Source organism: Thermobispora bispora DSM 43833, from assembly GCF_000092645.1.
In the GTDB taxonomy this organism is placed as follows: domain Bacteria; phylum Actinomycetota; class Actinomycetes; order Streptosporangiales; family Streptosporangiaceae; genus Thermobispora; species Thermobispora bispora.
In genome coordinates, this window is sequence record NC_014165.1 from 2202551 (window position 1) to 2214496 (window position 11946).

At 73.2% G+C, this 11946-nt stretch carries 10 protein-coding genes; 3 read left to right on the forward strand and 7 right to left on the reverse strand.

Annotated elements, in window-relative coordinates; genetic code table 11:
- Positions 1-12 precede the first annotated feature (12 nt).
- From TBIS_RS09435 to TBIS_RS09455, 5 genes are all read right to left on the reverse strand, one after another.
- Positions 13-1284 carry a S1C family serine protease gene (locus TBIS_RS09435; RefSeq protein WP_013132149.1) on the reverse strand — a complete coding sequence of 424 codons (1272 nt, stop codon included), beginning with the start codon at positions 1282-1284 and terminating at the stop codon, positions 13-15.
- 125 nt (positions 1285-1409) lie between these two features.
- Positions 1410-2948, reverse strand: a complete 1539-nt coding sequence (locus tag TBIS_RS09440; protein ID WP_013132150.1) for an acyl-CoA synthetase — start codon at positions 2946-2948, stop codon at positions 1410-1412.
- Between the two features lie 139 nt (positions 2949-3087).
- Entirely contained in the window at positions 3088-3930 is an 843-nt protein-coding gene (locus TBIS_RS09445; protein ID WP_013132151.1) for a MetQ/NlpA family ABC transporter substrate-binding protein, read from the reverse strand.
- A 106-nt stretch (positions 3931-4036) separates the two neighbouring features.
- Complete coding sequence (locus TBIS_RS09450) at positions 4037-4693, reverse strand: methionine ABC transporter permease (RefSeq protein ID WP_013132152.1); 657 nt, start codon at positions 4691-4693, stop codon at positions 4037-4039.
- The gene (locus TBIS_RS09455) at positions 4690-5646 is read right to left on the reverse strand and encodes a methionine ABC transporter ATP-binding protein (RefSeq protein WP_013132153.1); all 957 of its coding nucleotides are present in this window, start codon (positions 5644-5646) and stop codon (positions 4690-4692) included. The genes TBIS_RS09450 and TBIS_RS09455 overlap by 4 nt, the downstream gene beginning before the upstream one ends.
- Before the next feature lie 499 nt (positions 5647-6145).
- On the opposite strand from TBIS_RS09455, the gene TBIS_RS20070 reads away from it, so the two are divergent.
- Positions 6146-7522: an FG-GAP repeat protein gene (locus TBIS_RS20070; RefSeq protein WP_013132154.1), complete on the forward strand. Its 1377-nt coding sequence runs from the start codon at positions 6146-6148 to the stop codon at positions 7520-7522.
- Here the strand turns inward: TBIS_RS20070 and TBIS_RS09465 are convergent.
- Positions 7507-9057, reverse strand: a complete 1551-nt coding sequence (locus TBIS_RS09465) for an alkaline phosphatase D family protein (protein WP_041431418.1) — start codon at positions 9055-9057, stop codon at positions 7507-7509. The two genes, TBIS_RS20070 and TBIS_RS09465, sit on opposite strands and share 16 nt — an antisense overlap.
- A gap of 229 nt (positions 9058-9286) precedes the next feature.
- Positions 9287-10063, reverse strand: coding sequence for an HAD-IIA family hydrolase (locus tag TBIS_RS09470; protein WP_013132156.1), 777 nt, complete (start codon positions 10061-10063; stop codon positions 9287-9289).
- Positions 10064-10589: 526 nt separating this feature from the next.
- Here TBIS_RS09470 and TBIS_RS09475 point away from each other — a divergent pair.
- Positions 10590-11441, forward strand: coding sequence for a phosphotransferase (locus TBIS_RS09475; RefSeq protein ID WP_013132157.1), 852 nt, complete (start codon positions 10590-10592; stop codon positions 11439-11441).
- Positions 11442-11464: 23 nt separating this feature from the next.
- Positions 11465-11722 carry a TFIIB-type zinc ribbon-containing protein gene (locus tag TBIS_RS09480; protein WP_013132158.1) on the forward strand — a complete coding sequence of 86 codons (258 nt, stop codon included), beginning with the start codon at positions 11465-11467 and terminating at the stop codon, positions 11720-11722.
- Positions 11723-11946 lie beyond the last annotated feature (224 nt).

An 11946-nucleotide genomic window follows, 5' to 3' on the forward strand; every position in this document is an offset into this window, starting at 1 on the left:
TGCGGGCGCCGCTCAGCTCGACGACTGCTCGGCCAGCGTGATGGTCACGGTCGAGGTCTTGCCGCCCCGGATGTAGGTGATGGTGACCTTGTCGCCCGGCCGCGAGGTCCGGATCGTGCCGACCAGCTTCTCGGCGCTGTCCACCACCTTGTCGTTGATCTTGGTGATGAGGTCGCCCTCGGTCAGGCCGGCCTTCTCCGCCGGGCTGCCCGGGGTGATCGCCGTGATCACGGCCCCGGACACGGTGCCCATGGCGTCGGCGACGCTCACGCCGAGGAAGGCGTGGGTGGCCTTGCCGTACTTGATGAGCTGGTCGGCGACGAGCTTCGCCGTGTTGATCGGGATGGCGAAGCCCACGCCGATGTTGCCGGAGCTGCCGCCGGAGGTGGCGATCGCGGTGTTGATGCCGATCACCTGCCCGGAGGCGTTGACGAGCGCGCCGCCGGAGTTCCCCGGGTTGATCGCGGCGTCGGTCTGGATCATCCCGCCGATCGTGGTCCGCTGCCGGCGCGACCGGCCCCACGGGAACGACTCGTCCTCGTCGCCGCTCTCGGTGAGCGTGCGGTCGAGCGCGCTGACGATCCCGGCGGTGACCGAGCCCTCCAGGCCCAGCGGGCTGCCGATCGCGAGGACCGGCTCACCGACCTGCAGCTTGTCGCTGTCGCCGAGCGCGGCGGGGGTGAGGCCGGAGACCCCCTGCGCCTGGACCACGGCGAGGTCGGTGGTGGGGTCGGTGCCCTTCAGCACGGCCGAGGCCGTCTTGCCGTCGCTGAACTTCACCGTGATCGTGCCGCCCTGCCGCACCCCGGAGACCACGTGGTTGTTGGTGAGGATCAGGCCGTCGGCGGAGAGGATCACCCCGGAACCCTCGCCGCCGCCGGTGAAGGTCTGCACCTTGAGCGAGACCACGGACGGCATGACCGCCTTGGCGACGTCGACGAGGGAGGCCGTGCCGGAGCCGCTCGACGTCCTGACCACCGGGGTGGTGACCACGGTCTCCCCGCCCTGCGTCGCGCCGACGATCAGGCCGCCGGCGACCCCACCGCCGAGGGCCACCGCGGTCAGGACCGCGGCCGCGCCCGCCCGCCGCCGCCAGTCGCCCCTGGGCTTGGGCGGCGGGCTGGGGAGCACGGCGGTGCCGAACGGCCCCTGAGCCTGGCCGCCGAAGCCCGGTCCGCCGCCGAACTGGCCTCGCTGTGGCGGAGTCTTGCCGAACTGACTCCAGCCGTGGTTGGAGAGCACTTCGGTGCCCTCCTCTGCGGACGTGTTCTCCTGAGAGCTCATCGCGATCCCCCTCATGGTTCGCCGGTACGCCCGGCCGCCGGCCGGGACACGACCAGGATGGCAAACCAGCGATAAGCTCACCCTAAGCGATCAACGGCGCGGCCCGGTCCCGTCCGCGGCAGTCGTCAGCGGCGCGCCGCCGCCCAGTACTCGTCCCTGAGCAGCCGCTTGTACAGCTTGCCCGTGGGGTGCCTGGGGAGCTCCTCCCGGAAGTCGACGCTCTTGGGGCACTTGTAGTGGGCGAGGCGCGCCCGGCAGTACTCGATCAGCTCCGCCTCCAGCTCCGGGCCGGCGTCGGCCATGGAGACGGGCTGGACCACGGCCTTGACCTGCTCGCCCATCTCCGGGTCCGGCACCCCGATCACCGCCACGTCGGCGACCTTGGGGTGCAGGGCGAGCACGTTCTCGGCCTCCTGCGGGTAGATGTTCACCCCGCCGGAGATGATCATGTACGCGCGGCGGTCGGTGAGGTAGAGGTAGCCCTCCTCGTCCACGTAGCCGATGTCGCCGAGCGTGGTCCAGCCGCGCCCCTTGGGGTCCTGGGCGGCGCGGGTCTTCTCCGGGTCGTCGTGGTAGACGAACTGCGGGCCGTCGGAGAAGTAGATCGTGCCGGTCTGCCGGGGCGGCAGCTCGTTGCCGTCCTCGTCGAGGATGTGGACGACCCCGAGCAGCGGCCGGCCCACGGTGCCCTTGTGGCTGAGCCACTCCTGGGGGCCGGCGTAGACGAACCCGTTCCCCTCGGTGCCCGCGTAGTACTCGTGGAGGATGGGGCCCCACCACTCCATCATGCGCTCCTTCACCTCCACCGGGCAGGGCGCGGCGGCGTGGACCGCGTACTTGTGGGAGGAGAGGTCGTACCGCTCGCGCACCTCGGCGGGGAGCTTGAGCATCTTGATGAACATGGTCGGGACCCACTGGGAGTGGGTGACCCGGTACTTCTCGATCAGCGCCAGGGCCTGCTCCGGGTCGAAGCGCTCCATGACCACGACGGTCGCGCCGAACCGGTGGAAGGTCATGCAGTAGCGCAGGGGCGCCGCGTGGTAGAGCGGCGCGGGCGACAGGTAGACGCTCTCGGCCGTGGGCTGGAACAGGAAGCCGATGAGCTTCATCAGCGGGCCCGGCTCCTCCAGCGGGGCCTTGGTGAGCTCGGGCTTGACGCCCTTGGGCCGCCCGGTGGTGCCCGAGGAGTAGAGCATGTCGGCGCCCTGGCACTCGTCCTCGATCGGGGTGACCGGGTGGCGGGCGATGGCCTCCTCGAAGGAGGTGAAACCGGGGGCGGTGCCGTCGAGCATGAGCCGCAGCTCGACGCCGGGCGTGGCCTCCGTGATCGAGGCGGCCACCTCGGCGAGCCGTGCCGAGGAGATGAACACCCGCGCGTTGCAGTTGTTGACGATGTACGCCAGCTCGTCGGTCTTGAGCTTGGAGTTGATCGCGGTGTAGTAGAGCCCCGAGCGGTGGGCGGCCCAGGCGATGGTCAGGAACTGGGGATGGTTCTCCAGCATGAACGCGATGTTGTCGCCGGGCCGCAGTCCCGCGGCGCGGAACAGGTGCGCGAGGCGGTTCGACTCTTCGTTCAGCTCACGGAAGGTGATCACCTGGCCGGACTCGGCCATGATCACTGCGGGCTTGTCAGGCGTGGCCGCTGCAATTGCTCCCGGATGCATGACCGAACGGTACTCGGTTTGTCGTGATCGGGCTAGGGCCCGGCGATCTCGATGCAATCACAGCGCCGGACGGCGACGGGCGGACCGCCCCGTGGCGGTCCGCCCGTTCCGAAGGCCGCGCGGGAGTTCGGCGCGGGGGTCAGAAGGCCGGGATGACCGAGCCCTTGAAGGTCTGCTCGATGTACTGCTTGACCTCGGGGCCGGTCAGCAGCCGGGCGAGCTCGGTGATCCGCGGGTCGTTCTCCTTGCCCTCGGCCACGACGAGGCCGTTGACGTACGGGTTGCCCTCGGCCTTCTCCAGGATCAGGGCGTCGGTGGCCGGGTTGAGGTCGGCCTCGAGGGCGTAGTTGCCGTTGATCACCGCGGCGTCGACGTCCGGCAGGGAGCGCGGCAGCTGGGCCGCCTCGAGCGGCTGGAACTTGAGCTTCTTCGGGTTGCCCGTGATGTCGCGCTCGGTGGCGGTGATGCCGGCGTCCGCCTTGAGGGTGATCACGCCGTTGTCGGCGAGCAGCTTCAGCGCCCGGCCGAGGTTGGTCGCGTCGTTGGGCACCGCGATCGTGGCGCCCTCGGGCAGCTCGGCCACGTTCTTGATCTTGGAGGAGTAGAGCCCGAGCGGCTCCAGGTGCACGTCGGCGACGAACGTCAGCTTGGTGCCCTTGGAGGCGTTGAAGTCCTCCAGGTACGGCCTGTGCTGGAAGTAGTTGGCGTCGAGCTGGCCGTCCTGGAGCTGCAGGTTCGGCTGCACGTAGTCGTTGAACTCGACGATCTCGATCTTCAGCCCGGCCGAGGGGGCGAGCGTGTCGGACACGAACTTGAGGATCTGCCCGTGCGGCACCGGGGTGACGCCGACCTTGAGCGGCTCGGCGGAGGCCGAGGCCGTCGCGTCGCCCGCGGCGGTCTCCGGCTCGGAGGACGAGCCGCCGCACGCGGTCAGGCCCAGGGAGAGCCCGGCGGCGAGCAACAGCCCGAGCAGCTTGCGCATGGTGGTCACCACTCCTTCAGATGACAGTGCGAAATAGGTAATAGAGGGATAAATCAGACGGTCGTGGAACGTGACACCCCACCGGCCACCCGGCGCCGGGCCGGGATCAGCGGCGGGAGAGCCGGCGGCTGACCGTGTCGCCGAGGCCCTGGACGAGCTGGACCAGCACCACGAGCACGACGACCGTGACGACCATCAGGGTGGTCTCGAACCGCTGGTAGCCGTACCGCACCGCGAGATCGCCGAGCCCGCCGCCGCCGATCACGCCGGCCATCGCCGAGTACGAGATGAGCGCGACGACGGTCACCGTGAGCGAGGCGACCAGGCCGGGCAGCGCCTCCGGGAGCAGCACCTTGACCACGACCGTGGTCCGGCTCGCGCCCATGGCCCGCGCCGCCTCCACCACGTCCCGGCTCACCTCGCGCAGCGAGGTCTCCACCAGCCGGGCGAAGAACGGCACGGCGCCGATGGTGAGCGGCACCACGGCGGCGGTGGTGCCGATCGTGGTCCCGGTGAGCAGCCGGGTGAGCGGGATCACCGCGATCATCAGCACGACGAACGGGAGCGACCGGCCGACGTTGACGATCAGCCCGAGGGCCTGGTTGAGCAGCGGCGCCGGGAACAGCCCGCCGCGGGCCGTGCCGACCAGGAGCACGCCGAGCGGCAGCCCGAACAGCGCGGTGAAGAGCGTGGACCACGCCACCATCTGCAGGGTCTGCCCGGTCGCCTCCCACAGCAGCGGGCTCATCTCCGACCAGGTCATCGGGCCACCTCCACCAGGAGTCCGAGGTCGCGCAGGTAGGCGAGGGCCGCATCGGCCCGCTCTCCGGTGAGCCGGACCAGGAGCCGGCCGGCCGGGCGGCCGGCGACGGTCTCCACCGATCCGGCGAGGATGTCGATGTCGACGTCGAACCGGCGCACGGCCTCGGAGAGGACCGGCGTCCCCCCGGGCTGCCGGCCGGTGAAGGTGATCGTCACGCTCCCGGGCTCGGGCGCCGGCAGCGGGAACAGCTCCCGGACCAGCCGGGATCCGGGCGTCGCCAGCAGGTCGGGGATCGGGCCCGCCTCCTCGATCCGGCCCGCGCTGATGATCGCCACGGAGTCGCAGACCGCCTTGATCACGTCCATCTCATGGGTGATCAGGAGGATCGTGAGCCCGAGCTCGCGGTTGAGCCGCTTCAGCAGGGCGAGGATCGCCTGCGTGGTCCCGGGGTCGAGCGCGGACGTGGCCTCGTCGGAGAGGAGCACGGCCGGCTCGCCGGCGAGCGCCCGGGCGATGCCGACACGCTGCTTCTGCCCGCCGGAGAGCTGCGCGGGGTACGCCTTGGCCTTGTCGGCGAGGCCGACGAGGTCGAGCAGCTCACCGACCCGGCGCGCCCGCTCCCGCCGCGGCACGCCCATGATCTCCAGCGGGAAGGCCACGTTCCCCGCGACCGTGCGGGACGACAGCAGCGCGAAGTGCTGGTGGATCATGCCGATGCGCATGCGGGCCCGGCGCAGCTCCCGCTCCGGCAGCGCGGTCAGCTCCTGCCCGTCGACCGTGACGGTGCCCGCGGTGGGCTGTTCGAGCAGGTTGATGCAGCGCAGCAGGGTGCTCTTGCCCGCGCCGCTCTGGCCGAGCACGCCGAAGATCTCTCCTTTGCCGACATGGAGGTCCACGCCGTCGAGGGCGACGACGGACCCGTAGACCTTGCGCAGGCCGGAAACAGTGATCACGAGATTCCCCGAAGACGACGACGGTGCAGCCGCGATGGATCGGGAATCCCGTTCAGTGCGTGCCGGGCGGGAAGGGAAGGTGGCTGATCCTGCGCAGGACCAGGTTGTCTGCGGGGGAGTTCATGAACGTGCTCTCTGCTTCGGGACGGGACGACGATCGGGGGACGGGCTCAGGCCATGGGACAGGCGCACCCGGCCGCGGCGGTACAGCGCATCATAGCCGCGCGGCGATCGTCACAGGTCCACATCACGTTCATCGCGAACATGGTAACAGGTCACGTACTTGCCACATCTTTAGGGTCTTTCGGCCGTTATTGTGCTTTTCATCACATTGTTGCGGGCACGGACGCCGGGTGCCCGGGGCCGCACCAGTGGCCCGGGCCGGCGCGGCCCTGCCCGCCGGCCGGTGGACGCCGGGTGACCGGCCCGCCGGCCGGTGGACGCCGGGTGTTCACCCGCCGGTGGCCCGGCCGTCGCGGGCGCGGGGGACCATCCGGCCATGAACGCTCAACCGGTCTCCGCCCTGCTCGCCGCCGTGCTGCTCTCCCCCGCGGCGGCTGACCCCGCCGCCTCCCCCGCCGCCGCGGACGGCTGCCCCTCCTTCATCGCCGTGGCGGCGCCGTACGCCACGGTGGACGGGCGGCCGCGCGCCGGATCGGTGACCCTGCTGCGCGGGCTGCGGCCGGCCGGGCTGCTCCACCAGGGCGCGGGCGGGCTCGGGGACGAGCCCGAGACCAACGACTCGTTCGGGTCGGCGCTGGCGCGCGGGGACTTCAACGGCGACGGCTGCGATGACCTGGCGATCGGCGCGTCCGAGGAGTTCCACGGCGCGCCCACCCCCGGAGCCGACGGTGAGGGCGTCGTCCACCTGCTGTACGGCACGCCGCACGGCCTGGAGCCGGCCGGGCGCATCGACGTCACCCTGCTGGGCCGGCGCCCCGGATCCGACCGGTTCGGCGCCGCCCTGGCCGCGGGCGACTTCGACGGGGACGGTGACGACGAGCTCGCCGTGGGCGCGCCCGGGGCCGCCGGCGGCGGCCTGGTCGGGATCTTCGGCCTCGGCGGGCGGGCGCCGCAGGCCGCGGGCGTGCCGGTCGGGCGGGCGGCGCGCTGGATCGGTGGGCGCGGGGAGGCCACGGGCCAGTTCGGGGCGGCCCTCGCCGCCGGGGACTTCGACGGGGACGGCCGGGACGATCTGGCGATCGGCGCGCCCGGCGAGGGGCGCCGGCCCGGCTCCGGGACGGTGACCGTGATCGACCCGGTGCGGCGGCGCGCGACCGTGCACACCCAGGACGGCGTCGGGATCCCGGGCGTGGCGGAGGCGTGGGACGCCTTCGGCTCCGCGCTGGCCGCGGGCGACTTCAACGGGGACGGCCGGGACGATCTGGCGATCGGCGTCCCCGGGGAGGACCTGTCCGCCGGGCGGCGGGCGATGGAGTACGGCGACGGCGTGGTCGACGTGCTGTACGGCTCCGCCCGCGGGCTCACCTCGGGAGAGGCGTGGTCCCGGCGCACCCTCACCGGCACGCCGCGCCACTCCGACCGGTTCGGGGCCGCGCTCGCCGCGGGCGACCTGAACGGCGACGGGTACGACGAGCTGATCGTGGGCGTGCCGGGCGCGGGCGCGGTCCAGGTGATCGCCGGGACCGGCTTCGGGCTGAGCGGCCGCCACGACGCGCTGATCACCGGCGGCCGGACGGGCGGATTCGGCTCCTCGGTGCTCGCCGTGGGACGGAGCATCCTCGTGGGCGCCCCGGGCGAGAGCCGGGTCACCGTGATCGAGACCCGGCCGCGGAAGGCCGGTATCGCTCCCGGGCGCGCCCGGGCCGCCGCCACCGGCCGGCCGGGCGACCTGTTCGGCTACGCGATGAGCTGAGGGTGCCCGGAGCGCACGGTGAAGCGGGCCGTGGTCCGCGCCGGCGCGCCGCGCCGGCTCACGTAGCCGAGGGTGCGGAAGTCCACGGTCATCTCCTCCGCGGTGACCCGGCACACGACGAAGCCCCGGCGCTCGTCGAGGTAGGCGATGTGGGGGTTCTCCCGGAGCAGGGCCGCGACCCGCGCGTCGTCGTGGTAGCCGTCGCCGTCGCTGGAGACGGAGGAGGTGACGAGCTCGACCGCCACCCGCGGGGAGTCCGGGTCGGCGAAGTCGGGCCGCAGCTCGGCGGCGTGGTGCATGTGCGCGTCCCCGGTGAGCACGACCGGGTTGGCCACGCCCACCTCCTTGATCCGGTGCAGCAGCCGGGCCCGCTCCGCCGCGTAGCCGTCCCAGCCGTCCATGTTGAACCGGGTGCCCGGGCCGGTCATCGCGTCCCGCTGCGCCATCAGCACCTGCTGGGCGATGAAGTTCCACCGGGCGCGCGAGCGCGCCAGGCCGTCGAGCAGCCAGCGGCGCTGGTCCGCGCCGAGGATGGTGCGCCCGGGGTCCAGCCGGTCGTGGCACCCGGCGCGCTCCCCGTCGCCGCACGCCTGGTCGTCCCGGAAGCGGCGGGTGTCGAGCAGGTGGAAGGAGGCCAGCTCTCCCCAGTGGACCCGCCGGTGGATCCGGATCGACGTGCCGCGCTGCCGCGAGCGGCGCAGCGGCATGTGCTCGTAGTAGGCGCGGAAGGCGCGGGCCCGCCGCGCGAGGAAGTCCGGGGTGCCGAGGCTGGACTCCGGCCCGGCCCAGTTGTTCTCCACCTCGTGGTCGTCGAAGGCGACCAGCCACGGCGCCGCCAGGTGGGCCGCCTGCAGGTCCGGGTCGGTCTTGTACTGGGCGTGCCGGATCCGGTAATCGGCGAGCGTCCGGCACTTGCCGCCCACGTGCTCGCGCACCGCCCCGCCCGGTGCCCGGTAGCCCAGCGGCCGGTACTCGTAGATGTAGTCGCCCAGGTGCACCACGAGGTCCGGCTCGAGCTCGGCGATCCGGCGGTAGGCGGTGTAGTAGCCGTGCTCCCAGTGCGCGCAGGAGGCCATGGCGAACGTGAGCGGCGACACCCCGGCCGGGGCCGTCCGGGTACGGCCGGCCGGGGAGATGTGCCCGCCGGCGCGGAACCGGTAGAAGTACTCCCGCCCCGGCTCCAGCCCGTCCACCTCCACGTGGACGCTGTGGGCCGTCTCCCGCCGGGCGACGGCGGTGCCGGAGGCGACCACCTTGGAGAACCGCTCGTCCGCCGCGAGCTGCCAGCCGACCTCGACGTCGTGCGCGGGCATGCCGCCGAGCCCGTCGGGCGCGGTCGGGTCGGGGGCGAGCCGCGTCCACAGCACCACGCCGGTGCCGGTGGGGTCGCCGGAGGCGATCCCCAGGGTGAACGGGTCCCGCCGGAGCGCCCGGGAGACCGGGCGGGCCGCGACCACCGCATCGGGAAGGAGCAGGCCTCCCGCCCCGGCGGCGAGTGCGGTCAGCAGGGAGCGCCGCGTGATGCCGTTCCGCATGTCTCCACTGCACCCCGGCACGGTGACCGCCTCCCCGACCGGGAGGTACCCGCGGGGAAAGCCCTGATGAACGGTTGGCCGCGCTTCCCCGTGTGCCCGTGGCCGCGGCGCGGCCTGCCGGACCAGAGGAGCAGCCGGAGCGGAGGAGCAGTGGGACCTGAGGAGAAGCGGGGCCGCGCGACCAGGGCCGGCCGCGCCGCCTGCCGTCCCGGGCCGGAACGGTCCCCCGTCAGACCAGGTGGAGAAGGTCGGCCACCGAGTCGGCCACCCGGGAGGGCCGGTACGGGTACCGGTCGATCTGATCCCGGCGGGTGACCCCGGTGAGCACGAGGATCGTGTACAGGCCCGCCTCCATGCCGCACACGATGTCGGTGTCCATCCGGTCGCCGATGATCGCCGTGCTGTCGCTGTGCGCCTCGATCCGGTTGAGCGCGCTGCGCAGCATCATCGGGTTCGGCTTGCCGACGAAGTAGGGCTCCACGCCGGTCGCCTTGGTGATCAGCGCGGCGACCGCGCCGCACGCAGGGTGCGAGCCCACGTGCGACGGCGCGACCGGGTCGGGGTTGGTCGCGATGAACCGCGCGCCCCGCTCGATCAGCCGGATCGCCGTGGTGATCGCGGAGAAGCTGTACGTGCGGGTCTCCCCGAGCACCACGTAATCGGGGTCGATGTCGGTCAGCACGTACCCGATCTCGTGCAGGGCGGTGGTGAGCCCGGCCTCGCCGATCACGTACGCGGAGCCCTCCGGGCGCTGGTCGGCGAGGAACCGCGCGGTGGCCAGGGCGGAGGTCCAGATGGACTCCGCCGGCACCTCGAGCCCGGCGGCGCGCAGCCGCGCCGACAGGTCGCGCGGGGTGTGCATGGAGTTGTTGGTCAGCACGAGGAAGCGCTTGCCGGAGGCGCGGAGCCGCGCGAGGAACTCGTCGGCCCCCGGGATGGGCTTCCACTCGCGGACCAGCACGCCGTCCATGTCGGACAGCCACGACTCGATGGCCGGCTCGCTCATGTGACCAGCATGGCAGCCGGGCCACCGCGGCCGCACCCCTGTGGCGCGGCGTTCAGTGCAAATGTCTGCAATCAGCGCTCAAGCACGCGGGCCGGCGTACCGGGTACGCGGGCTGATCGCGGCTCGGGCGGCGTCGGTGCGAGGGCTGCGTCGATGCTTGGGCTGTGGTGCGGCGCGGGATGTGGTGCGGCGCGGGATGTGGTGCGGCGCGCGCACCCATGCAGACGCCTTTACGTTGTAGATCTCAATGGCCTTGTGCGATGTCCCCGGCCTGGGCGCGGCGGTCCGCCGCTCGGGCCGCCCTGGAAGTCCCGTGCGCCGAAGGTTCGGCTTCACCGTACGGCGGCCGTGGATCGTCCCGCTCAGGCCCCGCCCTGCCGCAGGAGGATGCGCACGCGGCCCGGTTGGCGGCGCGGAGCGGGGCACGACGCCCGCCCGCCGCGGTGGGCGCCGCCAGAGCGCCGGGCCCGCCCGCCCGTGCCGCGCTCTATGGTGGTGCGCGTGAACGGTCACCGCGGCGCCCGCCATGCGCATTAGCGATCTCGTACGGCTGTCGCGCCGCGACGGGCCGGTGACCGTGCTCCGGGACGCGGCCGCGCTGGTGGTCCGGGTGGGCGACGTGGTGGTGAAGGCCCACGCCCCCGGCACCGACGAGGCGGCCCTGCGCGCCCGGCTCGAGACCGCGGCCGCGCTGCCGGGGCTGTTCCTCGCCCCGATCGGGCTGGAGCGGATGGACGGCCGGCTGATCACGATCTGGCCGGCGGCCGAGACGGTCGGCCCGGACCTCGCGGACCCCGCCCACCTGCCGTGGGAGGAGGGCGCCCGCCTGCTCGCCCGGCTGCACGCGGCTCCCCCGCCGGCCGGTTTCCCCCCGGCGGGCGGGCCGGCGCGGCTCGCCCGGGCGATGGCCCGGCTCGCCCGCGCGGAGGTCCCGCCATCGGTCACCGCGGTGATCACCGGCGCGTACCGGACCCTGCCCACGGAGCCCACGGGGAGGGTCCGGGCGCTCTGCCACGGGGACTGGCACCTCGGCCAGCTCGTCCGCCACCGGGGGCGGTGGCTCCTGATCGACGTGGACGATCTGGGAGCCGGCGATCCGGCCTGGGACCTCGCCCGCCCCGCGGCCTGGTACGCGGCCGGGCTGCTCGACCCCGCCTCCTGGGAGCGCTTCCTGTCCGCCTACCTCGCCGCCGGCGGCCGGGCCGTCACACCGGGCGACCCGTGGCGGGAACTCGACGCGCCGGCGCGGGCGTTGATCATCCAGCAAGCGGCGACCGCCGTCACCGCCCGCGAGCGGGACGGCCATGACCCCGAGACCATCGATGCGCTGCTGTCCGCCTGTGCGAGGATCGTGGCCGCCACCCGCCGCGTGATCTGACGACGAGGGAGGTACGTCGGGCGATGCAGTGCCCAAAGTGCCATGGCGTCATGCGGACCTATGACCGCAACGGCGTGCACATCGACCAGTGCGAGAACTGCCGGGGGATCTTCCTCGACTACGGCGAGCTCGAGACGCTGACCCGCATCGAGTCCCAGTGGGTGCAGCAGCACTACGGGCCCCCGCCGGCGCCCCACGGCGGCCCGGCCTGGGGCGCGCCCCACCACGGCCACTACGGTCACCGGCCGCGGAGCTGGCTGCACATGCTCTTCTCCAGCTGATCGGCCTCTTCCCCGGCCGACCGGCCCACCGGCCGGGGATCTGTGCCCCAGCCCGACCGGCGCCCGGCCCGGTACGGCCGGCCCGGCGGCCGCTCGACGGGCCGGCCGAGCACGACCGGCCCGCAGGGGACGGCTCCGGCCGGGCCGCACCTTCCCCTGCCGCAAGATCGGACCGCACCCTCCCTTGCGGCCAGACCGGGCCGCGCCCTTCCCTGAAGTGGGAC